23 protein-coding genes and 1 tRNA gene are annotated in these 24,532 nt (G+C 70.4%); 16 read left to right on the top strand and 8 right to left on the bottom strand.

Going from position 1 to position 24,532, the window contains the following annotated elements; all coding sequences use genetic code 11:
- Window positions 1-70: 70 nt before the first annotated feature.
- The gene (locus ACF07B_RS16805) at window positions 71-925 is read right to left on the bottom strand and encodes an SDR family oxidoreductase (protein ID WP_392179451.1); all 855 of its coding nucleotides are present in this window, start codon (window positions 923-925) and stop codon (window positions 71-73) included.
- A 91-nt stretch (window positions 926-1,016) separates the two neighbouring features.
- Between ACF07B_RS16805 and ACF07B_RS16800 the strand changes: the two genes are divergently transcribed.
- Window positions 1,017-1,430, top strand: a complete 414-nt coding sequence (locus ACF07B_RS16800) for a winged helix-turn-helix transcriptional regulator (protein WP_392179450.1) — start codon at window positions 1,017-1,019, stop codon at window positions 1,428-1,430.
- A gap of 18 nt (window positions 1,431-1,448) precedes the next feature.
- On the opposite strand, the gene ACF07B_RS16795 is transcribed toward ACF07B_RS16800, so the two are convergent.
- The 5 genes from ACF07B_RS16795 to ACF07B_RS16775 all read right to left on the bottom strand — a co-directional run bounded on the left by ACF07B_RS16795 (window position 1,449) and on the right by ACF07B_RS16775 (window position 8,716).
- Window positions 1,449-2,528, bottom strand: a complete 1,080-nt coding sequence (locus tag ACF07B_RS16795; protein WP_392179449.1) for a 2-oxoacid:ferredoxin oxidoreductase subunit beta — start codon at window positions 2,526-2,528, stop codon at window positions 1,449-1,451.
- Entirely contained in the window at window positions 2,521-4,464 is a 1,944-nt protein-coding gene (locus ACF07B_RS16790; RefSeq protein WP_369480899.1) for a 2-oxoacid:acceptor oxidoreductase subunit alpha, read from the bottom strand. The genes ACF07B_RS16795 and ACF07B_RS16790 overlap by 8 nt, the downstream gene beginning before the upstream one ends.
- A 236-nt stretch (window positions 4,465-4,700) precedes the next feature.
- Window positions 4,701-5,360 carry a LuxR C-terminal-related transcriptional regulator gene (locus ACF07B_RS16785; RefSeq protein ID WP_392179541.1) on the bottom strand — a complete coding sequence of 220 codons (660 nt, stop codon included), beginning with the start codon at window positions 5,358-5,360 and terminating at the stop codon, window positions 4,701-4,703.
- 463 nt (window positions 5,361-5,823) lie between these two features.
- The gene (locus ACF07B_RS16780; RefSeq protein WP_392179448.1) at window positions 5,824-7,179 is read right to left on the bottom strand and encodes a sensor histidine kinase; all 1,356 of its coding nucleotides are present in this window, start codon (window positions 7,177-7,179) and stop codon (window positions 5,824-5,826) included.
- Between the two features lie 337 nt (window positions 7,180-7,516).
- Window positions 7,517-8,716 carry a sensor histidine kinase gene (locus tag ACF07B_RS16775; RefSeq protein WP_369480897.1) on the bottom strand — a complete coding sequence of 400 codons (1,200 nt, stop codon included), beginning with the start codon at window positions 8,714-8,716 and terminating at the stop codon, window positions 7,517-7,519.
- 271 nt (window positions 8,717-8,987) lie between these two features.
- Here ACF07B_RS16775 and ACF07B_RS16770 point away from each other — a divergent pair, with 271 nt between their 5' ends.
- The 13 genes from ACF07B_RS16770 to ACF07B_RS16710 all read left to right on the top strand — a co-directional run bounded on the left by ACF07B_RS16770 (window position 8,988) and on the right by ACF07B_RS16710 (window position 21,471).
- Window positions 8,988-9,401: an NADH-quinone oxidoreductase subunit A gene (locus tag ACF07B_RS16770; RefSeq protein ID WP_362404155.1), complete on the top strand. Its 414-nt coding sequence runs from the start codon at window positions 8,988-8,990 to the stop codon at window positions 9,399-9,401.
- Window positions 9,392-10,039, top strand: coding sequence for an NADH-quinone oxidoreductase subunit B (locus ACF07B_RS16765; RefSeq protein ID WP_392179447.1), 648 nt, complete (start codon window positions 9,392-9,394; stop codon window positions 10,037-10,039). The genes ACF07B_RS16770 and ACF07B_RS16765 overlap by 10 nt, the downstream gene beginning before the upstream one ends.
- A complete protein-coding gene (locus ACF07B_RS16760) occupies window positions 10,036-11,523 on the top strand; it encodes an NADH-quinone oxidoreductase subunit C (RefSeq protein WP_392179446.1) in 1,488 nt (495 codons plus the stop codon). Before ACF07B_RS16765 ends, ACF07B_RS16760 begins: the two co-directional genes overlap by 4 nt.
- Window positions 11,520-12,488, top strand: coding sequence for an NADH-quinone oxidoreductase subunit H (locus tag ACF07B_RS16755; protein WP_369480893.1), 969 nt, complete (start codon window positions 11,520-11,522; stop codon window positions 12,486-12,488). The genes ACF07B_RS16760 and ACF07B_RS16755 overlap by 4 nt, the downstream gene beginning before the upstream one ends.
- Before the next feature lie 2 nt (window positions 12,489-12,490).
- Entirely contained in the window at window positions 12,491-13,219 is a 729-nt protein-coding gene (locus tag ACF07B_RS16750; RefSeq protein ID WP_392179445.1) for a 4Fe-4S binding protein, read from the top strand.
- Window positions 13,216-13,881: an NADH-quinone oxidoreductase subunit J gene (locus ACF07B_RS16745; protein WP_392179444.1), complete on the top strand. Its 666-nt coding sequence runs from the start codon at window positions 13,216-13,218 to the stop codon at window positions 13,879-13,881. The genes ACF07B_RS16750 and ACF07B_RS16745 overlap by 4 nt, the downstream gene beginning before the upstream one ends.
- On the top strand, window positions 13,881-14,264 hold the full coding sequence (gene nuoK, locus ACF07B_RS16740; protein WP_369480890.1) for an NADH-quinone oxidoreductase subunit NuoK: 384 nt from the start codon (window positions 13,881-13,883) through the stop codon (window positions 14,262-14,264). Before ACF07B_RS16745 ends, nuoK begins: the two co-directional genes overlap by 1 nt.
- Window positions 14,261-16,252 carry an NADH-quinone oxidoreductase subunit L gene (locus tag ACF07B_RS16735; protein ID WP_392179443.1) on the top strand — a complete coding sequence of 664 codons (1,992 nt, stop codon included), beginning with the start codon at window positions 14,261-14,263 and terminating at the stop codon, window positions 16,250-16,252. Before nuoK ends, ACF07B_RS16735 begins: the two co-directional genes overlap by 4 nt.
- A 6-nt stretch (window positions 16,253-16,258) precedes the next feature.
- The gene (locus ACF07B_RS16730; RefSeq protein ID WP_392179442.1) at window positions 16,259-17,833 is read left to right on the top strand and encodes a NuoM family protein; all 1,575 of its coding nucleotides are present in this window, start codon (window positions 16,259-16,261) and stop codon (window positions 17,831-17,833) included.
- Entirely contained in the window at window positions 17,830-19,329 is a 1,500-nt protein-coding gene (locus ACF07B_RS16725) for an NADH-quinone oxidoreductase subunit N (protein WP_392179441.1), read from the top strand. Before ACF07B_RS16730 ends, ACF07B_RS16725 begins: the two co-directional genes overlap by 4 nt.
- Window positions 19,330-19,539: 210 nt before the next feature.
- Window positions 19,540-20,403 (top strand): zinc metalloprotease HtpX, encoded by an 864-nt coding sequence (htpX, locus tag ACF07B_RS16720; RefSeq protein ID WP_369480886.1) that lies wholly within the window; start codon window positions 19,540-19,542, stop codon window positions 20,401-20,403.
- Entirely contained in the window at window positions 20,400-20,792 is a 393-nt protein-coding gene (locus tag ACF07B_RS16715; protein ID WP_037627077.1) for a YccF domain-containing protein, read from the top strand. The genes htpX and ACF07B_RS16715 overlap by 4 nt, the downstream gene beginning before the upstream one ends.
- 112 nt (window positions 20,793-20,904) lie before the next feature.
- Window positions 20,905-21,471 carry an SMI1/KNR4 family protein gene (locus tag ACF07B_RS16710; RefSeq protein WP_392179440.1) on the top strand — a complete coding sequence of 189 codons (567 nt, stop codon included), beginning with the start codon at window positions 20,905-20,907 and terminating at the stop codon, window positions 21,469-21,471.
- Between the two features lie 116 nt (window positions 21,472-21,587).
- Here ACF07B_RS16710 and ACF07B_RS16705 read toward each other — a convergent pair whose 3' ends face one another.
- Window positions 21,588-22,832 carry an APC family permease gene (locus tag ACF07B_RS16705; RefSeq protein WP_392179439.1) on the bottom strand — a complete coding sequence of 415 codons (1,245 nt, stop codon included), beginning with the start codon at window positions 22,830-22,832 and terminating at the stop codon, window positions 21,588-21,590.
- A 188-nt stretch (window positions 22,833-23,020) separates the two neighbouring features.
- Between ACF07B_RS16705 and ACF07B_RS16700 the strand changes: the two genes are divergently transcribed.
- On the top strand, window positions 23,021-23,287 hold the full coding sequence (locus ACF07B_RS16700; protein ID WP_392179438.1) for a GlsB/YeaQ/YmgE family stress response membrane protein: 267 nt from the start codon (window positions 23,021-23,023) through the stop codon (window positions 23,285-23,287).
- 125 nt (window positions 23,288-23,412) lie between these two features.
- Here ACF07B_RS16700 and ACF07B_RS16695 read toward each other — a convergent pair whose 3' ends face one another.
- A complete protein-coding gene (locus ACF07B_RS16695) occupies window positions 23,413-23,901 on the bottom strand; it encodes a YajQ family cyclic di-GMP-binding protein (RefSeq protein ID WP_351863196.1) in 489 nt (162 codons plus the stop codon).
- Between the two features lie 200 nt (window positions 23,902-24,101).
- Here ACF07B_RS16695 and ACF07B_RS16690 point away from each other — a divergent pair.
- Window positions 24,102-24,183: transfer RNA gene (locus ACF07B_RS16690), tRNA-Tyr, on the top strand.
- The last annotated feature ends 349 nt before the right edge of the window (window positions 24,184-24,532 follow it).

The raw sequence follows: 24,532 nt of genomic DNA, 5'->3' as shown, positions 1-24,532 counted from the left end.
ATGCCCGTATCGCCATACGGTCATGACAGGCGGGGGCGTACGGGACGGGCACCCGGTGCCCGCCGGGACGTCAGCCCTTCAGCGCCGCCGCGACGGACTCGCTGATCGGCGTGGTCGGGCGGCCCGTGAGCCGGGACAGGTCGCCGGGCGTGGCGGCCAGCTCGCCCTTCTCGATGGAGACGTCGACACCCGCGAGGATCCCGGCGAACGCCTCGGGCAGCCCGGCGCCGGTCAGGATGGAGGCGAAGGTCTCGGGGGAGACGGGGTTGTAGGTGATCTCCTTGCCGGTCTGCCGGCTCAGCTCGGCGGCGTACTCGGCGAAGCCCCACGCCTCGTCGCCGCTCAGCTCGTACGTCGTGTTCTCGTGCCCCTCGCCGGTCAGCACCGCGACCGCGGCGGCCGCGTAGTCGGCGCGCGAGGCGGAGGCGATGCGGCCCTCTCCGGCGGCCTGGACGACGGCCTCGTGCTCCAGCACCGGGGCGAGGTTCTCGGTGTAGTTCTCGTGGTACCAGCCGTTGCGCAGCAGCGTGTAGGGCAGCCCGGAGGCGAGCAGGACGTCCTCGGTGGCGCGGTGGTCGTCGGCCAGCGCGGCCGTCAGGCCCCCGGGGGCGCTGGTGTAGGCGAGGAGGGAGACCCCCGCCGCCCGGGCCGCGTCGATGACGACCCGGTGCTGCCCGACGCGGCCCTTGTCGAACTCGTTGCCCGAGATCAGCAGCACCTTGTCGCCCGCCGCGAACAGGCCGTCGAAGGTCTTGGGCGTGTTGTAGTCGGCGACCGCGAGCCGTACGCCGCGGGCCGCGAGGTCGGCGGCCTTGGACTCGTCCCGCACGACGGCGGTGATCTCCTCGGCGGGGACCTTCTCCAGCAACTGCTCGACCACGTGACGGCCGAGGTGTCCGGTGGCTCCGGTGACGACGATGCTCATGGCGTACATCTCCTTGTGGGGTGCGGATGTCACTCACCCTAGGAGCTGCACTAACTGTTGGAAAGTACCCACCTTGAAGTAAGGTACTGGCATGGCCGTAAGCAGCAAGGCAGCGGACGGGTACGACGCCGGCGAGGCGATGTGCCCCTACCGCCTGGTCCTGGAACACGTCACCAGCCGCTGGGGCGTCCTCGTCCTGATCGAGCTCCTGGAGCGTTCGTACCGCTTCAGTGAGCTGCGCCGCGCGATCGGCAGGGTCGGGAGAGGGGTCAGCGAGAAGATGCTCACCCAGACCCTGCAGACGCTGGAGCGCGACGGGCTCGTCCATCGCGACGCCAAGCCGGTCATTCCGCCGCGCGTCGACTACTCCCTGACCGACCTGGGCCGCGAGGCCGCCGAGCAGGTGCGGTCGCTGGCGCTGTGGACCAATGAGCGCATGGCCGACGTCGAGCGGGCCCGCGGCGCCTACGACGAGGCCCGGGCACTCAAGGCCCGGGCCTCCTAGGAACCTCTTGCGACGGACTCAGCCGACGACCGTCCAGGTGTCGCCGCCGGCGAGGAGCGCCGCGAGGTCGCCCTTGCCGTTCTGTTCGATGGCGGTGTCGAGCTGGTCGGCCATCTGCGTGTCGTAGACCGGCCGGTCGACCGAGCGGAACACCCCGATGGGGGTGTGGTGCAGGGTGTCGGGGTCGGCGAGGCGGGACAGCGCGAACGCGGTGGTCGGGGACGCGGTGTGCGCGTCGTGGACGAGGACCTGCGAGGCGTTGTCGGGGGTGACGGTGACGACCTGGAGGTCGCCGGTGCGCGGGTCGCGGACCACACCGCGGGAGCCGTCGGCGCCGAAGCGGATGGGCTGTCCGTGCTCCAGGCGGATGACGGCTTCCTCGGCCTGCTGTCTGTCCTTGAGGACCTCGAACGCGCCGTCGTTGAAGATGTTGCAGTTCTGGTAGATCTCCACCAGGGCCGTGCCGGGGTGGGCGGCGGCCTGCCGCAGCACGTCGGTGAGGTGCTTGCGGTCCGAGTCCACGGTCCGGGCCACGAAGGACGCCTCCGCGCCGATCGCCAGGGACACCGGGTTGAAGGGGGCGTCCAGCGAGCCCATCGGTGTCGACTTGGTGATCTTGCCGACCTCGGAGGTCGGGGAGTACTGGCCCTTGGTGAGTCCGTAGATCCGGTTGTTGAAGAGCAGGATCTTCAGGTTCACGTTGCGGCGCAGCGCGTGGATCAGGTGGTTGCCGCCGATGGACAGCGCGTCGCCGTCGCCGGTGACGACCCAGACGGACAGGTCGCGCCGGGAGGAGGCGAGCCCGGTCGCGATGGCCGGGGCGCGGCCGTGGATGGAGTGCATCCCGTAGGTGTTCATGTAGTACGGGAAGCGGGACGAGCAGCCGATGCCCGAGACGAAGACGATGTTCTCCTTCGCCAGGCCGAGTTCGGGCATGAAGCCCTGGACGGCGGCGAGGATCGCGTAGTCACCGCAGCCGGGGCACCAGCGCACTTCCTGATCGGACTTGAAGTCCTTCATGGACTGCCTGGCCTCGGCCTTGGGGACGAGAGAAAGCGCCTCGATCGTGCCCGTGCCTTCCGTTGACGTGTCAGCCATCGATGGCCTCCTTGAGAGCCGTGGCGAGCTGCTCAGCCTTGAAGGGCATGCCGTTGACCTGGTTGTACGAGTGCGCGTCCACCAGATATCTGGCCCGCACGAGGGTGGCGAGCTGACCGAGGTTCATCTCGGGGATCACCACCTTGTCGTAACGCCCGAGCACCGCTCCCAGATTCCGCGGGAAGGGGTTGAGGTGACGCAGATGCGCCTGTGCGATGTGCTCCCCGGCGGTGCGCAGCCGGCGGACCGCGGCGGTGATCGGCCCGTACGTCGAACCCCAGCCCAGGACAAGGGTGTTGGCCGCCGTGACGGTGCCCGCGGTGGGGTCGTCGACCTCCAGGTCCGGAACGTCGATGCCGTCGATCTTGGCCTGCCGGGTGCGGACCATGAAGTCGTGGTTGGCGGGGTCGTACGAGATGTTGCCGCTGCCGTCCTGCTTCTCGATACCGCCGATGCGGTGCTCCAGGCCGGGAGTTCCCGGGACGGCCCAGGGGCGGGCGAGGGTTCCCGGGTCGCGCTTGTAGGGCCAGAAGACCTCGGTGCCGTCGTCCAGCGTGTGATTGGGACCCTGGGCGAACTGCACCCGCAGGTCGGGGAGTTCGTCGGTCTCCGGGACGCGCCACGGCTCGGAGCCGTTGGCCAGGTAGCCGTCGGAGAGCAGCAGGACGGGCGTCCGGTACGTCAGCGCGATCCGGGCCGCCTCGATGGCCGCGTCGAAGCAGTCGGCCGGGGTGCGCGGCGCGACGATCGGCACCGGGGCCTCGCCGTTGCGCCCGTACATCGCCTGGAGAAGGTCGGCCTGCTCGGTCTTGGTCGGCAGTCCCGTCGAGGGTCCGCCGCGCTGGATGTCGATGACGAGCAGGGGCAGTTCGAGGGAGACGGCGAGCCCGATCGTCTCCGACTTCAGCGCCACACCGGGACCGGACGTGGTCGTCACCGCGAGCGAGCCGCCGAACGCCGCGCCCAGCGCCGCGCCGATGCCCGCGATCTCGTCCTCGGCCTGGAAGGTGCGCACGCCGAAGTTCTTGTGCTTACTCAGCTCATGCAGGATGTCCGAGGCCGGGGTGATGGGGTAGGAGCCCAGGTAGAGCGGCAGATCGGCCTGCCGGGAGGCGGCGACCAGCCCGTACGACAGGGCGAGGTTCCCGGAGATGTTCCGGTAGGTGCCGGTCGGGAAGGTCTTCGACGCCGGCGCGACCTCGTAGGAGACGGCGAAGTCCTCGGTCGTCTCGCCGAAGTTCCAGCCGGCCCGGAACGCGGCGAGGTTGGCGGCCGCGATGTCGGGCTTCTTGGCGAACTTGGTCCGCAGGAACTTCTCGGTGCCTTCGGTGGGCCGGTGGTACATCCACGACAACAGGCCCAGCGCGAACATGTTCTTGGAGCGCTCGGCTTCCTTGCGGGTGAGCTCGAACTCCTTCAGCGCCTCGACGGTCATCGTCGTGAGCGGGACGGGATGGACGTTGTAGCCGTCCAGCGAGCCGTCCTCCAGCGGACTGGTGGCGTAGCCGACCTTCTGCATCGCGCGTTTGGTGAACTCGTCCGTGTTGACGATGATCTCGGCGCCGCGCGGCACGTCCGCGATGTTCGCCTTCAGGGCGGCCGGGTTCATGGCCACGAGGACGTTGGGCGCGTCGCCCGGCGTGAGGATGTCGTGGTCGGCGAAATGCAGTTGGAAAGACGAAACGCCCGGCAGTGTGCCTGCGGGCGCGCGGATCTCGGCAGGGAAGTTCGGCAGGGTCGAGAGGTCGTTGCCGAAGGAGGCAGTCTCCGAGGTGAAGCGGTCGCCGGTGAGCTGCATACCGTCACCGGAGTCCCCCGCGAACCGGATGATGACCCGGTCGAGCCGACGGACGTCCTTCGCCCCCGGCGGTTTGCGCTGTTCTCCTACGACGGCTTCGTCGGCCTGTTCCGTTGGGCTGCTGACCTTGCTCGTCACTGAACTGGACCTCCTTTGAGGCGGCTGTCCGGGAGTGGCCTTCCCGCAGACCCTTCCTTTTCCAACCCTACGTCGGTAAGGGTCGCCTTCCTTGGGCCATTCGTATCGTGGACGTCGCTTTGAGACGTCCTGACATCCTGACGTGTCACGATTTTTCCCGCCCCCGGTCCCTTCCTCGAACGACGTTCCCCGCTCACCCTTTGGTTCTGCTCGACAACTGACAGACTGTCAGTCCGTCACGAGTTCAGGTACGTGAGGACGGCCAGAACACGCCGATGATCCCCGTCACTTTGTGACAAGCCGAGCTTCTGGAAGATGTTGCTGACGTGCTTCTCGACGGCGCCGTCGCTGACCACCAGCTGACGGGCCACGGCGGAGTTCGTCCGGCCCTCGGCCATGAGCCCGAGGACCTCGCGCTCCCTCGGCGTCAGCCCGGCCAGCACGTCCTGCTTGCGGCTGCGGCCCAGCAGCTGCGCCACCACCTCCGGGTCGAGCGCGGTACCCCCCTGGGCCACCCGCACCACCGCGTCCACGAACTCGCGCACCTCGGCGACCCGGTCCTTGAGCAGATAGCCGACGCCGCGGCTCGAACCGGCCAGCAGTTCGGTGGCGTACCGCTCCTCCACGTACTGTGACAGCACGAGCACACCGAGTCCCGGATGGGTCTTGCGCAGCTGCACGGCCGCCCGCACGCCTTCGTCGGTGTGCGTCGGCGGCATCCGTACGTCCGCCACGACGACGTCCGGCAGCGCGTCCTGCGCCGCGAACTCGGTGATGGTCTTGATCAGCGCTTCGCCGTCCCCGACCCCTGCAACGACATCATGCCCACGGTCGGTCAGCAACCGGGTCAGGCCCTCCCTGAGCAGCACTGAATCCTCGGCGATGACGACCCGCACCCTGTCCTCCACGATTTCTCGGCCCCCCAGAGCCCGCCCCCGGCCGCCCCCGGCTCCGCCGGGTTCGTGCCCGCTCGTACGACAGACCCCAGCATTCCAGCATTCGGACCCGGATGCGCCCGGGCGACGTGAAGAGGGGGGCGGTGGCGGCCTCGACGCGGTGCGTCGGCGGGCCCGGTGGCGGGGGTGGAGGGTGTTGGCGGACTGGGCGGGGCCCTTGCCGGCCCCTGAGGGGTTCTGCTCTTCAGGTTGATTTTTCGTTCCGGTGGCCCGGCTGTTCCGCGGCACCGGCCGCCCGGACCTTGCCACCCCTGGCAGGCAGGGCCCAGACGTCCACCCCCAGTGGGGTATGCGGAACGGGACCGCCCCCGGTCGGGTACGCCGGCCCGCCGCTCCCGCCCAGACGCACGCGAGGACCCCGGTGGTGTGCACCGGGGTCGCCGCGTGCGGGTGGCCGGGTGTCTCAGCCCCGCCAGGGCAGCTCCGCCGTGATCATGGTGGGACCGGCCGGCGGCGAGTCCACCACCAGGATCCCGTCCACCGCGTCGAGCCGCTCCGTGAGCCCCGCCAGGCCCGAGCCCTCGGTGACATCGGCCCCGCCGGCCCCGTTGTCGCCGACCTGGATCATCAGCCGGTTCTCCACCCGCCACACATCGACGGTCGCCCGCGTCGCCCGGGAGTGCTTGCTGACGTTCTGGAGCAGTTCGGAGACGGTGAAGTACGCGATCCCCTCGATCGCGGGCGCCGGCCGCGCCGCCAGATCCACTTCCACCCGCACCGGCACCGTGCACCGCGAGGCGATCGAGGACAGCGCGGCGTCGAGCCCGCGGTCGGTCAGCACCGCCGGATGGATACCGCGCGCGAGATCCCGCAGCTCCTGCAACGCCGTCTTGACCTCGCCGTGCGCCTCGTCCACCATCCGCGCCGCGGCCTCGGGGTCCTCGGCCAGCTTCTCCTTGGCGAGCCCCAGGTCCATCGCCAGGGCGACGAGCCGGGCCTGCGCCCCGTCGTGCAGATCCCGCTCGATACGGCGCAGGTCGGCGGCGGCCGTGTCGACCACGACCCCGCGGTCGGACTCCAGCTCCACCACGCGCGTGGCCAGCCGCGAGGGGCCGAGCAGCCCGCGCACCATCAGCCGGTCCACGCTGGTCAGCGCCCGCACGATCCACGGGGTCGCCATCGTGAAGAGCAGTCCCACCAGGGCGGTCACCGTGATCTCGAACGGGTTGTCCAGATAGATCGAGTGCGTGCTGTCGCCGTACAGCTGGAGTCCGTCCTGACCGCCGTACATCGGGAAGATCCAGAACCACAGGGGATACGTCAGCAGCGCCCACCCGTACACCCAGAAGTTCACCGCGACGACGAAGGAGAACACCGACCACGGGAACTGGACCACCGCGTACAGCAGGTGCCGCCAGGACGTGCCGCTCTTGAGCACGGCGCCCATCCACGCCATCGCCCCCTGCTTCTTCGTGCTCAGGGGCTCGGGCTCGGCCACCTCGACACCGAGCAGTCCGCGCGCCCGCGCCCGCTCCAGCGAGCCGAGGCCGCGGCAGCCGGCCAGCGCGGCGGCGAGCACCGGAACGCCCAGGAACGTGACCAGCAGGCCCGCGCCGAGCGAGACCATCGTGACCGCGAACGTGAACATGAGGATGCCGAGCGGCAGGCCCAGCAGCACGTAGCCGAACTCGCGCAGGCTGCGGGCCTCGAACGGCGCCCGCAGGGGGGCCGGAAGCCGGTGCCGACGCTCTCCGGCACCCGCGTCGTCGAATCCGGGACCGCTCCGGTGCCCGTATCCGTGTCCGTACTCCGTGGCCATCGGTTCGTCCGTTCTCTCGTCTCGTCCTGCGCCTCTTCGCGTTCCGCGCGCTTCGGTCCGCGCGTCGGCTGCTCCCTCTCCTTCAAGCGTGCCGCCTGGCAGGCCCGCGGGACATGCGGCGGATCGGCGTCTTGTACGGGGGGTTTTCCCTACCTCGCCCCGGCGGACCGGTGAGGACCACCGGCCGGCGCCCTCACGGGTCCCCCGGCCGGAGGTCTCCACCGAGTCGGCCGTGGGCTACGACGCGGACTTGTGCCCTGGGCCACGACGCGGGCTCGCGCCGTGGGCTACGACGCGGACTTGTGCCCTGGGCCACGACGCGGGCCCGTGCCCTGGGCTACGACGCGGGCTCGTTCTGGCGGTCCCGCCACGGCAGTTCGGCCGTGATCACCGTCGGGCCGCCCACCGGTGAGTCGACGATGAACAGCCCGTCCACCGCGCCGAGCCGGTCCGCGAGCCCCGCCATGCCCGTACCGCCGTCGACGCCCGCCCCGCCGCGGCCGTCGTCCCGGACCTGGATGAGCAGACGGTCGTCCGACCGCCAGAGGTCGACCGACGCGGACCTCGCCCCGCTGTGCTTGCTGACGTTCTGGAGCAGTTCGGAGACGGTGAAGTACGCGATGCCCTCGATGGCGGCGGCCGGCCGCGTCTCCAGCTCGGTGGACACCTTCACGGGCACGGTGCACCGCGAGGCGATCGAGGACAGGGCGGCGTCCAGACCCCGGTCGGTCAGGACCGCCGGGTGGATGCCGCGGGCCAGATCACGCAGTTCCTGAAGGGCCAGCTTCACCTCGCCGTGCGCCTCGTCCACCATCGTCGCCGCCGCGTCGGGGTCCTCCAGGAGTTTCTCCTTCGCCAGGCCGAGCCCCATCGCGAGGTTGACGAGCCGGGCCTGCGCCCCGTCGTGCAGATCGCGCTCGATACGGCGCAGGTCGGCGGCGGCCGTGTCGACCACCACCCCGCGGTCCGACTCCAGTTCGGCGATGCGCCGCTCCAACTCGTCGGAGGGCGACAGCAGTCCGCGCACCATCGCCCGGTCGGCGTTCGTCAGCCCCCGCGCGATGAACGGCAGCACCGGCCACAGCACGAACAGCGACACGAGCGTCACCGTGAAGGTGACGATGCCCCAGGGCAGCCGTATGAGGCCGTACAGCACCGCCCGCCAGCCCACCGGGTCCTTCAGGCTCGACCACAGCCAGCCGAAGAAGCCGGTCCGGCGCACCGGCAACGGGCTCGGTTCGTCGATCCGCAGCCCCAGCAGCCGCCGCGCCCGCCCGCGCTCCAGCTTGCCCAGCTGCCGTGAACCGCGCAGCCCGGCCGCGAGCAGGGGCAGCCCGACGACGGTCACGGCGAGCCCCGCACCCGTGGCGAGCATCGTCACCACGTACACGAACCCGATGATCGCGGCCGGCAGATTCGCCAGGAGGTGGGCGATCTCCTTCCAGGTCCCCGGGTCCAGGGCGAGACGTACGGCGGGCGGCCGGTCACCGTCGGACGGGGTGTCCGACGGGCCGGCGGGCGGGATGCGTTCGGTCATATCCGCTACCCTGCCCGGCGGCGCGCCGCCGCGCCATGAGGTGGGCCGCCGCGATGCACTGGGGATAACCCCACCCTGCCGGGGCCTGTTCACACCGTGAGACGTGAACACGTCACTGATGGTCGAGGGATGGTCGAGGCGTGACAGGCTGCTTACGCTCTCTTTAGCAGGCCCTAGACTCCCGTCCGTACAGATCGTCGAACATGGCGCATCACAGAGTGCGCGACGGCGTACGACGGGGTGCAACGAGGTCACGGAGTGAGGGGCTGACGTGCCGGAACCGACCGTTCTCGCGGCGACCGGAACCGTCGTCGCGGCGGACTACTTCCAGTCCTACTCGGTCGTCGGACTGCTCGCCGTCGTGGGCGTGCTGTTCGTCGCCGTCGCCTTCGGGGCCGGCCGGCTGCTGCGGCCCGTGGTCCCCACCCCCGAGAAACTCCTGACCTACGAGTGCGGCGTCGACCCGGTCGGCGAGGGCTGGGCCCACACCCAGGTCCGCTATTACGTGTACGCCTTCCTCTACGTCATCTTCGCCGTCGACTCGATCTTCCTCTTCCCCTGGGCCACGGTCTTCGCCGCTCCCGGCTACGGCGCCGCGACGCTCGTCGAGATGTTCATCTTCCTCGGCTTCCTGGCCGTGGGCCTGCTGTACGCATACAAGAAGGGCGTCCTGACATGGACGTGACCCCCTCCACCCCGGAACAGCCGGTGCTGCTGCCCGAGCCGAAGCGGCTCGGCGCGCTCGCCCGCCTCGCACCCGAGCCCATGAAGGTGGTCCTGAACTGGGGCCGCCGCTACTCGCTCTGGGTCTTCAACTTCGGCCTCGCCTGCTGCGCGATCGAGTTCATCGCCGCGTCGATGGCCCGCCACGACTTCATCCGCCTGGGCGTGATCCCGTTCGCGCCGGGCCCCCGACAGGCCGACCTGATGGTGGTCTCGGGCACGGTCACGGACAAGATGGCGCCCGCCGTCAAGCGGCTGTACGAGCAGATGCCCGAGCCGAAGTACGTCATCTCCTTCGGCGCCTGCTCCAACTGCGGCGGCCCGTACTGGGACTCCTACTCCGTCACCAAGGGCGTCGACCAGATCATCCCCGTCGACGTCTACGTCCCCGGGTGCCCGCCCCGGCCCGAGGCCCTGCTCCAGGGCATCCTCAAGCTCCAGGAGAAGATCGCCAGGGAATCGCTGGGGGAGCGCTACGGGTCCGACGCGCCGCGCCCGTCCACCGCCGCGCTCCAGAGCGGCCTGGTGGAGCCGCCGGCCCCTTCTGCGACGAGCGTTCCGGGGACGGATACGACCGCCCCCGGTGAGGAGGACCGATGACCGTCGGCTGGCTCCCCGGCCCCGCCGAGGAACTCTTCGGCCCCGACGCCACGGCCGAGGAGTCGTACGAGGTCCTGACCGTCGATGTACCTCCGGCTTCCTGGACCGCGGCCCTGGAGACGGCCCGCGACACCCTGGGCTGCACCTACTTCGACTGGCTGAGCGCCGTGGACGAACCCGGCACCGGCTTCCGCGTCTCGGCCCACGTCGTGGCCCTGTCCCCGGTACGCCGCCTCCTCGTCCGCACGACCGTCCCGCACACCGCCCCCGTCCTCCCGTCGGCGGTCTCCGTCTACGCGGGCGCCGCCTGGCACGAGCGCGAGACCCACGAGATGTTCGGCGTGACGTTCGAGGGCCACCCCGGCCTCGACCCCCTGCTTCTGCCGGACGGCTTCGAGGGACACCCCCTCCGCAAGGACTTCGTCCTGGCCGCCCGCGTCGCCAAGGCCTGGCCCGGTGCGAAGGAGCCCGGCGAGTCCGAGCACGGCGGCCCGAAGCGCCGCCAGATGCTGCCGCCCGGCGTACCCGACCCCAACGAGTGGGGCCCCCTCAAGGGTCAGCTCCCCCCGGCTCCGTCCCGCCCGGCCCGTGGCGCGGCCCGCCCCGCCGGCGACCGCCCGGTCCGCAGGGCCCGTACGGCGGGGGAGGGCTCGGCCAGTCAGACACCCACCGCCCCTACCGGACCGGCTGCCCCTGCCGCCCCTGCCGCCCCTGCCGGAACGGACACCACGGCGTCCGTGGCCGCGTCCGCAGGCGCTGCGGGAGCAGACGCGGCGTCCGTCGACGCGGGCGCCACCGCCGGTGCCGAAGCCGCGCGCCCCGCACGCCGATCGCGCAGCGTGAGCCAGGGCTCCGCCAGCCAACGCGCCCAGGAGACACCCCCTCCGCCCCCGACTCCCGCCCCCCAACCGGGGGCTGCGAACGAGCCGACGGCCGCGAACGAGCCGACGGCCGCGACGGAACCGGCGGCTGCGAACGAGCCCACGGAACCGGCGCCCGCGAACGCGCCGACGGCCGCGACGGAACCGGCGGCTGCCTCGGAACCGGCGGCTTCCTCCGAACCGGCCGCTCCGGCGAGCGCCGCGCGGGCAGCCGAGCCCGACTCGGCGACGAAGCCCGCCAGAAGGCCGGCCGCACCGCGCGGCTCCGACGCGCCGTGGCACCAGCCGAAACCGGCGTTCGACGAGCCGGAACCGGCCCCTGAGCCGAAGCCGACACCGGAGCCGACACCCGAGCCGAAGCCGAAGGCCGCTCCGGCCCCGGCCCAAGAGTCGAAGCCCGAGTCTGCTCCGGCCCCGGCCCCCGAGCCGAAGCCTGATGCCGCGCCGGCCTCGAAGCCCGAGCCGACACCGGGGCCGAAGCCCCAGGCCGCTCCGGCCCCGAGCCCGAGCCCCGAGCCGAAGCCCGATGCCACGCCCGCCCCGGCCCCGGCGCCCGAGCCGAAGCCGCTCAGCCCCGACGACCCCTCCGGAGGTACGCAGTGAACGACGCTCTCGACGTCGCCCTACGCCTCCTCGTCGTCTTCGTCGTGTTCCTGACGTTCCCCCTGATCGTCGGCCAGACCGAACACAAGGTGATGGCCCACATGCAGGGCCGGCTCGGCCCGATGTACGCGGGCGGCTTCCACGGCTGGGCCCAGCTCGTCGCGGACGGCGTGAAGTTCGCGCAGAAGGAGGACATCGTCCCCGCGGGCGCGGACCGGCGGATCTTCCAGCTCGCCCCCGCGGTCGCCCTCCTCCCGTACCTCCTGGTCCTCCTCGCCATCCCGATCGGCCCGGGGGAGGGCGCGGTCGGCGAGGTCGTCGACGCGGGCATCTTCTTCGTCCTCGCCGTCATGGGCGTGGGCGTCCTCGGCTCGCTCATGGCGGGCTGGGCGTCGGCGAACAAGTTCTCCCTCCTCGGAGGCCTGCGCACGGCCGCCCAGCTCCTCGCGTACGAGCTTCCGATGCTCCTGACCGCGGCCTCGGTCGCGATGGCGGCGGGCACGGTCTCGCTCCCCGGCATCGTGGACGCCTTCCAGTGGTGGTGGCTGCCCTGGCAGATCGTCGGCGCGATCGTGTTCTTCGTCGCCGGCCTCGCCGAACTCCAACGGCCCCCCTTCGACATGCCCGTCGCCGACTCCGAGATCATCTTCGGCGCGTACACCGAGTACACGGGCCTGCGTTTCGCCCTGTTCCTGCTCGCCGAGTACGCGGGAATCGTCGTCCTGTGCGGCCTGACCACCGTCCTCTTCCTGGGCGGCTGGCACGGCCCCTGGGGCGCCGACGGCCTCGGCTGGGTCTGGACGCTCCTGAAGGCCGCGATCCTCGCCTTCGTCGTCATCTGGCTCCGCGTCACCTACCCCCGCCTGCGCGAGGACCAGCTCCAGAGACTCTCCTGGACCCTCCTCGTCCCTCTGTCCCTCGCCCAGATCGCCCTCACCGGCATCGTCAAGGTGGTGATCGCGTAACCATGGCCCCCATTCCTGGCTCCGGCCTCGCCAAGGGCCTGGCCGTCACCCTCCGCACGATGACGAAGAAGACCGTCACCGCGCAGTACCCGGACGTCCAGCCCGAACTCCCGCCCCGCACCCGTGGTGTCATCGCCCTCTTCGAGGAGAACTGCACGGTCTGCATGCTGTGCGCCCGCGAGTGCCCGGACTGGTGCATCTACATCGACTCCCACAAGGAGACGGTCCCGGCCGCCGCCCCGGGCGGCCGCGAGCGCAGCCGCAACGTCCTCGACCGCTTCGCCATCGACTTCTCCCTGTGCATGTACTGCGGTATCTGCATCGAGGTCTGTCCTTTCGACGCGCTGTTCTGGACCCCGGAGTTCGAGTACGCGGAGACCGACATCCACGAACTCACCCACGAGCGCGACAAGCTCCGCGAGTGGATGTGGACCGTCCCGGCCCCGCCCGCCCTCGACCCCGGCGCCGAGGAGCCCAAGGAGATCGCGGCCGCCCGCAAGACCGCCGACAAACTCGCGGCCGAACAGGCAGCCGAGGCCGAACGGGCCGCCCAGGCAGCCGAAGCAGCCGAAACGGCCCAGCCACCGCAGGCAGCCGACACAGCTGAAGCGACCCGGCCACCGCGGGCAGCCGAGACACCGCAGCCACCGCAGGCGGGGCAGGCCGAGGACGCCGGGCGGCAGGAGCCTCCGGTCACGCCTCCCTCGGGCCCGCAGGAGGGACAGTCGTGACCTTCGCAGCAGCCACGGCCACGGTGGCCCGCGCGACCACCACCGTCGCCGCCGAGCACCACGGCTTCCTCTCTCCCACCGGCGTCGAGATCGCCTTCCTCCTCGTCGGCCTGCTCACCTTCGGCGCCGCGCTCGTCACCGTCACCACCAAGCAACTGGTGCACGCCGCGCTGTGGCTGGTCGTCGCCCTCGGCGGCCTCGCCGTCGAATACCTCTTGCTGACGGCCGAGTTCATCGCCTGGGTACAGGTCCTCATCTACGTCGGTTCCGTCGTCGTCCTCCTGTTGTTCGGTCTGATGCTCACCAGGGCCCCGATCGGCCGCTCCCCTGACGCCGACTCCGGCAACCGCTGGGCGGCCCTGACCGTGGCCCTCGCCTCGGCCGGCACCCTGGTCTGGGTCGTCGTCGACGCGTTCCGCGCGACGTGGGTCGATCTGAACGGCGCCGCCACCGGTTCCACCGAGGTGACCGGAGCCAGCCTCTTCCAGAACTGGGTCCTTCCCTTCGAAGCGCTCTCCGTCCTCCTCCTCGCCGCCCTGGTCGGCGCGATCGTCCTCTCCCGCAAGGCGAAGGCGGACACCGCCGCGGCGACCACGACCGCCACCACCCCGCGACTCCCCGGAAGCCGCGACGGCGAGCAAGACAAGGAAGGTGCCCGCTGATGCACCTCGCCTATCCCGCCGTGCTCGCCGCCCTCCTGTTCTCCACGGGCCTGTACGGAGTCCTGGCGCGCCGCAACGCGATCCTGGTCCTGATGTCCGTCGAGCTGATGCTCAACGCCGTCAACCTGAACCTCGTCGCCTTCGACGTCTGGCTCTCCAAGGCCGCCCGCGACACGCTGCACTCCGGCCAGGCCCTGACCCTGTTCACCATCGCCATCGCCGCCGCCGAGATCGGCATCGGCCTGGCGATCGTTCTCTCCGTGTACCGCAACCGCGGCACCTCGGACATCGACAAGCTCCGCGACACCGCCGAGGGCCACGGCCCCGACGACCCCGACAGCGACGACGCCCCCGCGGCCGAGAAGGCTGAGGCCACCGCGTGACCACGACCACCCTCGCCGTCCTCGTCCCCCTCCTTCCGTTCCTCGGCGCCACCGCCGGACTCCTTTTCGGCCGCACGGCCCCGGGCTTCGTCCGCCCGCTCGCCGTCCTGCCGACCCTCGCGTCGCTCGTCCTCGCCGTGACGGTCGCGGTCGACCAGGGCGGCGGCCCGGCCATCAACTCGCGCACCGAACTCACCCCGACCGGCTCGGTTCCCATCGAGCTGGGCCTGCACATCGACGGCTTCGCCGCCCTCGTCGCCGTGCTCGTCGGCGTCGTCGCCACCTGTGTGCAGATCTACTCGACGGGCTACCTGCGCGACGACCCGCGCTATCCCTCGTACGCCGCTCTCGTCTCCCTGTTCACCTCCGCGATGCTGCTCGTCGTCTACTCCAGCGACCTGATGGTGCTCCTGGTCGGCTGGGAGATCATGGGCATCTGCTCGTACTTCCTGGTCGGCCACTACTGGGAGACCCCGGAAGCCCGCGCCGCCTCGCTCAAGGCCTTCCTGGTCACCAAGCTCGGCGACGTCCCCTTCCTCATCGGTCTGTTCGCGCTGGCCACCGACGCCGGCTCGTTCCGGATCACCACGGTCCTCGGCACCGTGGCGAGCGGCGGACTGCACCACCCGACCGTCGTCGCCCTGCTGCTCCTCGCGGGAGTGGCGGGCAAGTCGGCACTGTTCCCGCTGCACACCTGGCTGCCCGACGCGATGGCCGGCCCCACACCGGTCTCCGCGCTGATCCACGCCGCGACGATGGTCGCCGCCGGTATCTACTTCGTCGCCCGGCTCCTCCCCGTCTTCCAGGCCTCCACGGCCGCGATGGTCGTCCTCGCCGTCATGGCCGGTGTCACGATGGTCGGTTCGGGACTCGCGGCACTCGCCCAGGACGACATCAAGCGGGTCCTCGCCTACTCGACGATCGGTCAGCTCGGCTACATGGCCGGTGCCCTCGCCGTCGGCGACCGCGGTGCCGCCGTCTTCCACCTCCTCGCGCACGGCGCCTTCAAGGCGCTGCTGTTCCTCGCCGCCGGCGTGATCATCCACGCCTCCGGCACCAACTCGCTGGCCGCCATGTCCCGGATGAAGGACCTGCGCGCCCGCGTTCCCGACGCCTTCTGGACGATGACCGTGGCGCTGCTCGCACTCGCCGCGATCCCTCCCTTCAGCGGCTTCTTCTCCAAGGAGGCCGTCCTCGGCGCCGCCGAGCACGTCGCCACCGGTCACACCGAGCAGGCCCCCGGCGCCGCCGGCTGGATCGTCCTGGTCACCGGACTGGTCACCGCCGTACTCACCGCCGCGTACGCCACCCGGCTGTGGCTGCTGGCCTTCCGCGGTCACGGAGCCGAGGCCCCCGACCACGGCAGGCAGCCGGTCACCATGACGGCCGTGCTGTGGGTGCTCGCCATCCCCTCGCTCGTGTTCGGCCTGGCGATCGGCCCGCTGCCCGACTGGTTCGACGGCCACGACCTGACGCCGGTCCTCACCACCTCGATGCTCGGCACAGGGCTCGCTCTGGTCGGCGTGATCGTCACCTACGGCGCCTGGCAGCACACCACCGCTCTGGCGGCCCGCGTCCCGCTGGGCGCGGTCGCGGCCCACCCCGGCGCCGACGCCGGACAGGTCGAGGCCGAGGCCATCGCCACCCACGAACCCGCCTTCGGAGACGTGGCCTACGCCCCCGACCCGGCGGACCCGGGCCGGCTGCTGCTCGGCCCGCTGCACCGCCACGCGGCCGTCGGATTCCACCTCGACACCGTGTACACCGTGCTGTTCGTCCGCCCGGTCCAGGCCGGAGCCTCGCTCGTCCGGTTCCTCGACCGAGAGGTCGTCGACACCTACGTACGCGGCGCGGGAGCCCTACCCCGCTGGCTGGGCACCGCCGTACGGCGGGCGCAGACCGGCAACGTCCAGACCTATGTGAGCGCGCTGCTCGCCGGCACCGTCGTCCTGGTGGTCGCCGCCCTCCTCGTCGCCACGGGAGCGTGAGCAGCGGTGATCGATATCAGTGAATCCGTGATGCAGATTCTTCTCGCGTTGATCGTCGTCGGCCCGCTCGTCGGGGCCGCCGCCGCCCTTCTCCCGGCCCCGCCGGGACTGAAGGGGAAGTCGCCCGAACAGGCGGTGCTGCGGCACGGCGTGACCGTCACGGGCGTGGTCCTCATCGCCGCGATCGTCCTCGCGCTCGGCTTCGACCACGACCACCCGTCGAAGATGCAGGCCACGACGGACATCAGCTGGATCCCCGCACTCGACGTGCGGATCCACCTCGGCATCGACGGCATTTCCCTCCCCCTTCTGGTCCTGACCGCGCTGCTGACCTTCCTCTGCGCGCTGTACTCCTACTTCAAGATGCCCGCGGGCCCGACCCCGAAGGCGTTCGTCGCACTGCTGCTCGTCCTCGAGTCCGGCACCCTCGCGACCTTCGCCGTCCTCGATCTGCTGCTGTTCTTCCTCGCGTTCGAGACGGTGCTCATCCCGATGTACTTCCTCATCGCACGGTGGGGAGGTGCCCAGCGCCAGGCCGCGGCCTGGAAGTTCATCCTCTTCACCCTGCTCGGTTCGGTCGTCATGCTGCTGGGCCTGCTCCTGATCGGAATCAAGGCGGGCACATTCGACATGGTGGCACTCGCCACTGACAACGGCCGGTCGCTGAGCACAACCGTGCAGGTCACCGCCGTTCTGGCGATCGGGATCGGGCTCGCGGTCAAGACGCCGATGTGGCCGTTGCACAGCTGGCTGCCCGACGCCCACACCGCCGCCCCGACCGTCGGCTCGGTCCTGCTGGCCGGCGTCATGCTGAAGATGGGCACGTACGGGTTCGTCCGGATCCTGCTGCCCATCACGCCGGACGGATTCCGGACCTTCGCCCCCTACCTCGCCGCCTTCGCCGTGGTCGGGATCATCTACGGTTCCCTGGCCTGTCTGGCCCTCGCCAAGCAGGGCGCGAAGGGCGACCTCAAACGGCTCATCGCCTACTCCTCCGTCGGCCACATGGGCTTCGTCCTGCTCGGCATCTCGACGATGACCCCGACCGGCGTGAACGGCGCGCTGTTCGCCAACATCGCCCACGGCCTCATCACCGGCCTCCTCTTCTTCCTCGTCGGAGCGCTGAAGGACCGCACGGGAACCTCCGACCTCGACACCCTCGCCGAGGAGACCGGCGCCGCGCTGTACGGCAAGGCGCCGCGCCTCGGCGGCCTGCTGGCCTTCGCCGCAGTCGCCTCGCTCGGGCTTCCGGGCCTCGCCGGTTTCTGGGGCGAGATGCTGGCGCTGTTCGGCGCGTTCGAGCCCGCCTCCGGCCTCAGCCGTCCCGCCTATCTGACGTTCATGACGATCGCCGCGTTCGGCACGCTGCTCACCGCCGCGTACATGCTCGTCGTCGTACGCCGCGTCTGCATGGGCGCGACGCCCCGGGAGGCGCCGGCACTCGCCGACGTCCAGGCCTACGAGTTCGCCGCCTGGACACCGCTCGTCGCCCTCACCGTCGTCGCCGGTCTGTGGCCCCGGGCCCTGCTCGGCCTGACCGACCCGGCCGTACAGCAGCTCCTCGCAGGAGGCACCCGATGAGTTCCCTGGTCCAGTCCGTCGACTGGCTCGCCATCGCGCCGCCCACCCTCGCGGCGGTCGTCGGACTCGTCGTGCTCGTCACCGATCTGTTCATCGGCGACGCGAGGAAGGCCGTACTCGGCTGGATGTCCGTCGCGGGCCTCGCCGCGTCCGCGCTGTTGCTGCTGCCCCTGCGAAACGGCGACCGGGCCACGTTCTGCCTGACGGAGGCGAACGACACCTGCAGTTACGTGGCGGACCGCTTCACCCTGGTCATCCAGCTCCTGGTCCTCGGCGGCGCCCTCCTCGTCGCCCTGCTGTCGGTCACCGCCCTGAAGGACGCCGACAGGGAACTCCCCGAGGGGGAGTACTGGTTCCTGCTTCTCTCCTCGGCCGCCGGCGCCGCGCTCCTGCCCGCCTCCCGCGACCTCGCGACCCTCATCGTCGCCCTGGAAGTCGCCTCGCTGCCCGCCTTCGCGCTCGTCGGCATCAAACGCGGCGACAAGAAGTCCTCGGAAGCGGCCCTGAAGTTCTTCCTGTCCTCCGTCACCGCGACCGCGGTCAGCCTGATGGGCGTCAGCTTCGTCTACGCGACGACCGGCACCCTCTATCTCACCCGGATCGCGGACCGGATCCAGCACGTCGACGGACAGTTCCACACCCTGGCCCAGACAGGCGTCGTCCTCACCCTCGTCGGCTTCGCCTTCAAGACGGCCGCCGTGCCGTTCCACTTCTGGGTGCCCGACACCTACGTCGGGGCACCCCTGCCGATCGCCGCCTACCTGTCGGTCGTCGGCAAGGCCGTCGGCTTCTCCGGGCTCATCCTCGTCACCGTGATCGCCTTCCCCTCGTACGCGGACGTCTGGGGCCCGGCGCTGGCGGCACTGGCGGCCCTCACCATGACGGTCGGGAACGTCGGCGCCCTGCGACAGCGATCCACACGCGCGTACAGCGCGGTACGGCTGCTCGCCTGGTCCTCCGTCGGCCAGGCCGGCTACCTCCTGGTCCCGATCGCGGCCGCCGCCTACTCCAAGGACGCCCAGCAGGCGATCGGTTCCACCGTCGCGTACGCCCTCATGTACGCCGCCGTGAACCTCGGCGCCTTCGCCGTGGCCGCTCTCGTGGCCCGCCGAAGCCCCCTGAACCGCATCAGCGACTACCGGGGCCTGTACGCCGAGAGCCCCCTGTCCGCGCTGGTCCTCGGCTTCTTCCTGCTCTGCCTCGCGGGTCTGCCGCCGGGCATCATCGGCCTCTTCGCCAAGGTGACCGTCTTCTCGGCGGCCGTCGACGCGGGGCTCGGCTGGCTGGCCGTCGTCATGGCCGTCAACGTGGTGATCGCGCTCTTCTACTACCTCCAGTGGACGGCACTGCTCTTCCGCGCTCCCGAGGGCGAGCCGGGCACGCAGCGCGCACCGGTTCCGCTCACCGCGGCCATCGCCCTGACGGCCGTCCTGGGCGTCGTCCTGTCCGGGGCGCCTCAGCTGATCCTGCGTTTCTCGGAGACCGTTCTCTTCTGAAGCGCCACTCCTGAAGCGGCTCTTCACAGAGGAACGCGCGCGCGTGGAACGCCGTCCGAATCACCCGGACGGCCCACGTGCCGGGCAGTGCGCACAAGGGAACTAGTGCTTCCCGTCTGGCGTTGACCAGTACGGGAGGGTCCACTGAAGAGTGGAAGCAGAGCATCAGCAAGCAAAGGGTTCCCCCGCCGCACGACTTGGAGGGCTACCGTGCACCGCCGGCACAATGGGCTCAGGACAGCCGTACTCCTCGGGGGACTGTCCGCACTCATCATCGTCATCGGCAGCTTCTTCGGACGCACAGGCCTGATCGTCGCGCTGTTCATCGCGATCGGGACGAACGCGTACGCGTACTGGAACAGCGACAAGCTGGCTCTACGCGCGATGCGCGCGCGCCCGGTGAGCGAGTTCGAGGCCCCGGCCCTGTACCGCATGGTCCGCGATCTCTCGACGCAGGCCCGCCAGCCCATGCCGCGCCTGTACATCTCGCCGACGGAGGCGCCGAACGCGTTCGCGACGGGCCGCAACCCGCGCAATGCCGCCGTGTGCTGCACCGAGGGGATCCTGCGCATCCTGGACGAGCGCGAGCTGCGTGGCGTCATCGGCCACGAGCTCAGTCACGTCTACAACCGCGACATCCTCATCTCATCCGTGGCCGGCGCCCTGGCTTCCGTGATCATGTTCCTGGTCAATTTCGCCTGGCTGATCCCCGTCGGCCGGTCCAACGACGACGACGGTCCCGGCATTCTCGGGATGCTCCTGGTCATGATCCTGGGACCGATCGCCGCTTCCCTCATCCAGCTCGCCATCAGCCGTTCCAGGGAGTACGAGGCGGACGCGTCCGGTGCCCAGCTCACCGGCGATCCCCTCGCCCTCGCCAGCGCGCTGCGCAAGCTCGACGCGGGCACCAAGCAGCTCCCGCTGCCTCCCGAGCCGCGCATCGAGACGGCGAGCCACATGATGATCGCGAACCCCTTCCGCCCGGGACAGGGAATGTCAAAGATGTTCTCTACGCATCCGCCGATGGCGGAACGCATCTCCCGGCTCGAGCAGATGGCAGGTCGTCAGCCGTGAAGACAATTCTGAACGTCATTTGGCTCATCCTGAGCGGCTTCTGGCTGTTTCTCGGGTATCTCGCCGCAGGCATCATCCTGTGCATCACGATTATCGGAATTCCCTTCGGCATTGCCGCGTTCCGTATCGGTATCTACGCGCTGTGGCCGTTCGGCTATACGACGGTGGAGCGCCACGACGCCGGCGCCCCGTCCTGCGTCGGCAACGTCCTGTGGCTCGTCCTCGCGGGCTGGTGGCTGGCCCTGGCCCACATCGTCACGGGCATCGCCATGTGCATCACGATCATCGGCATCCCGTTCGGCATCGCCAACTTCAAACTCATCCCGATCTCGCTGTTCCCGCTGGGACGCGAAATCGTGCGCACGGACGAGCCGTTCGCGGGGCGTTGAGGGGACCGGACCGCGCGCCCCGCTCCTCGCCGGAAACAGGGTCGACGTCCTTCTCGCGTGAGGGTTTTCCACAGGCTGCCCGATTGTCAGTGGCGCGCTGCATCATGAACCCATGACCGAAATCGAGCAGTTGCTGGCACGGGTCACGACGGAGGCCCGTAACACCCGCCCGTGGGGCTGGCCTTCGCTCCCGGAGCCCGTGGGCCCGGCTGAGGTCGCCCGCGCCGAGGCCGTCCTCGGCTTCCCCCTGCCCGCACTGCTCGCCTCGCTCTATCTCCGGATCGGGGACGGCGGATTCGGTCCGGAATACGGCCTGTTGCCCCTGCTCGACGGTCAGCCGTCGGGTGAGCCGGCGGCTGTTCCGCAGTACCTCGCCAGCCGCGAGAGCGGCCGCAAGGACCCCGACTGGCCGTGGCCCGAGGGTGTCCTGCCCATATCCCACTGGGGCTGCGGCATGTACGCGTGCGTGGACTGCCAGAGCCCCGACGGCACGGTCCTGCTCTTCGAGCCCAACGCAGACCGGGCCGACCACGCCTGGTACGTGGACGCACCCGACCTCGCGACCTGGCTGGTCACGTGGCTGGAGGGAAGGGGCTGGTACGAGGAGTCCAACGACGACCCGGACCTCCCCCTCTGGCCCGACTTCCCCATACGCGCGACGGCGACCCGGGCCTCCTGACCCCTGACCCCGGCCCCTGATCGCCCGAACGCGCCGAGCAGGGCGACCACTGTCCGCCCGACGACGCACGACAGTTCATGCCGCGCTGGTCCACCGGGGGGATCAGGGGACAGTGCTCAGCGGGAGGCCGCCCACAGTCGTACGCCGTACGCGGCCGCCCCCACCGCGAGCACGGCCGCGCCCATGACCACCGAAACCCCCGGCAGCGCGCAGGCCAGCGTCACACAGCCGAGGAGGCCCAGGACCGGCACGACCCGCGACGCCGGGGCCGGACTCAGCGTCCACGCGGAGGCGTTGGCGATCGCGTAGTACGCCAGCACACCGAAGGAGGAGAAACCGATCGCGCCGCGCACGTCCACGGTCGCGGCCAGCACGGCGACCACCGCGCCCACGGCCAGCTCCGCCCGGTGCGGGACCTGGAAGCGCGGATGCACGGCGGCCAGGGCGCCCGGCAGACGGCGGTCGCGGGCCACGGCCAGCGTGGTCCGTGAGACACCCAGGATCAGCGAGAGAAGCGAGCCGAGCGCGGCCACGGCGGCGCCCGCCCTCACCACCGGCACGAGTCCTGGCAGTCCGGCGGCTCGTACGGCGTCCGCCAGCGGCGCCGGGGCAAGCCCCAGACCGTCCGTTCCGAGCACCGAAAGGACAGCGACAGCGACCGCCGCGTACACCGCGAGCGCGATGCCCAGAGCCAAGGGGATCGCACGCGGAATGGTGCGCGCCGGATCGCGTACCTCCTCGCCGAGCGTGGCGATCCGCGCGTACCCGGCGAACGCGAAGAAGAGCAGCCCGGCCGCCTGAAGCACCCCGCCCGCGCCGGACGACAGTCCGACGCCCAGCCGCCCGGCATCGGAGACGTCGGACCCGAGACACCCCACCACCACGGAAGCGAGGACCGCCAGGACCACCGCCACGATGACCCGGGTCAGCCAGGCCGACTTCTGCATGCCGCCGTAGTTCACGGCGGTCAGGGCGACCACGGCCGCGACCGCCACCGCGTGTGCGTGGGACGGCCAGACGTACGCGCCCACGGTGAGTGCCATCGCCGCACAGGAGGCCGTCTTGCCGACGATGAACGACCAGCCCGCCAGATAGCCCCAGAAGGCCCCCAGTCGCTCGCGTCCGTAGACGTACGTGCCGCCCGAAGCGGGGTACAGGGCGGCCAGCCGGGCCGAGGACATCGCGTTGCAGTAGGCGACGACCGCGGCGACCGCGAGCCCGAGCAGAAGCCCGGATCCGGCCGCCCGTGCGGCGGGGCCGAGCGCGGCGAAGATCCCGGCTCCGATCATCGAGCCGAGCCCGATGACCACGGCGTCACCGACTCCCAGCGTGCGGCGCAACTCGGGACTGGACGGTGTCATGCGCCGCACCCTACTGATCGTCGCAACCGGCGGGAGCCACAGCGACGTCCTGTTCATCAGCGCGACGCCGACACGACATCGGCACACGCGACCCGTACCGGATACGGACAGCAAAGACACGGCCCGCCCGGACCGAAGTCACAGGGCCGGTACAGCGTGAGTACAGAACGGAAGGGCAGGCTCAGAGCATGGGCATCATCAGCTGGATCATTCTGGGGCTGCTGGCCGGCGCCATCGCCAAGTTCCTGCTCCCGGGGCGCGATCCGGGAGGGTTCGTCGGGACGACCGTCATCGGTGTCGTGGGCGCGTTCGTCGGCGGCTGGATATCGGCCCGCTGGCTGGACCACCCCATCAGCAAACACTTCTACGACGGCGCCACTTGGGCCGCCGCCATCGGCGGGTCGCTCGTGCTGCTGATCCTGTACCGCATCCTGTTCGGCGACTCGCGCCGCTGAGCCGGCGTCGCCGGGACCGCGGCCGGCGGTACGAGGAAGGGTGGACACCAGGGGCGTCCACCCTTCCTCGTGCCGCCGCGCACGGCGTCGCGCGGGGTGCCTCGGCAGGTGTCCCGCGGGTCGTTCTACCGGTAGTTCACGTACTGGAGGGCGAAGTCGAAGTCCTTGCCCTTGAGGAGGGCCTGAACGGCCTGCAGGTCGTCGCGGCTCTTCGAGCTGACCCGCAGCTCCTCACCCTGTACCTGGGCCTTCACGCCCTTGGGACCCTCGTCACGGATGATCTTCGCAACCTTCTTGGCGTTCTCCTGGGAGATGCCCTCCTCGATCGTCGCGAAGATCTTGTACTCCTTGCCGGAGAGCTGGGGCTCACCGGCGTCCAGCGACTTCAGCGAGATGCCGCGCTTGATCAGCTTGGTCTCGAACACATCGAGGACGGCCTTCACGCGCTCCTCGGAGTTCGCCTCCATGAGGATCTTCTCGCCGGACCAGGAGATGGAGGCGCCGACGTTTTTGAAGTCGTAGCGCTGCGAGATCTCCTTGGCGGTCTGGTTGAGGGCGTTGTCGACCTCCTGCCGCTCGACCTTCGAGACGATGTCGAAACTGGAGTCGGCCATGTCCTGTGGCTCCTTGTATCGGGGTGCGTAGGGGCGGCTGTCGAGCCCGGCGTAGGCCTCCGGCCGCATCCGCATAAGCCTAGCCACCCCCCTCCCCCCAAGCGTCGATCAATTGGGTGGCGAAGCATCCCCGAGCATCAGGTATCGTTTACGTCGTTGCCAGGGAGCACCGCGAAAGCGAGTCTCAGGGCAGCAACCCCGGCGGTGTGCCCGAGTGGCCAAAGGGAGCAGACTGTAAATCTGCCGGCTTAGCCTACCCAGGTTCGAACCCTGGCGCCGCCACATGAAGGTAAACCCCCTCCGATCTGCGGAAACGTAGATCGGAGGGGGTTTCTTCTTGTTCGAGTGGCTGTGGACGGGGCATGGACGGGTCTCGTCGTGTGCGCGACGCTCTGGAGCGGCTCGTCGTCGAGCGGGATGTATGGGCGTCGGCGGCTCACCCTGATCACGGGCCGCCATCCGGGAACAGGCTCTGAGGCTCCGTCACCAGGTGACTTCCCCCCGGCGTCCCCACCGCCGCGGAGAACCCATGAACGCCCCGCTCGCGGCCTCTGGTGCCGACCCGCCGCGAAGCCGCCGGCTTCGCCTTCCCGGGTGCGGTGCGAACCGGGAGGCGGGAGGGATGTGGCCG

Source organism: Streptomyces sp. NPDC015532 (assembly GCF_043078065.1).
Taxonomy (GTDB): domain Bacteria; phylum Actinomycetota; class Actinomycetes; order Streptomycetales; family Streptomycetaceae; genus Streptomyces.
Note: the sequence above shows the minus strand (reverse complement) of the source record. Positions and strands in the feature narration are given on the sequence as shown.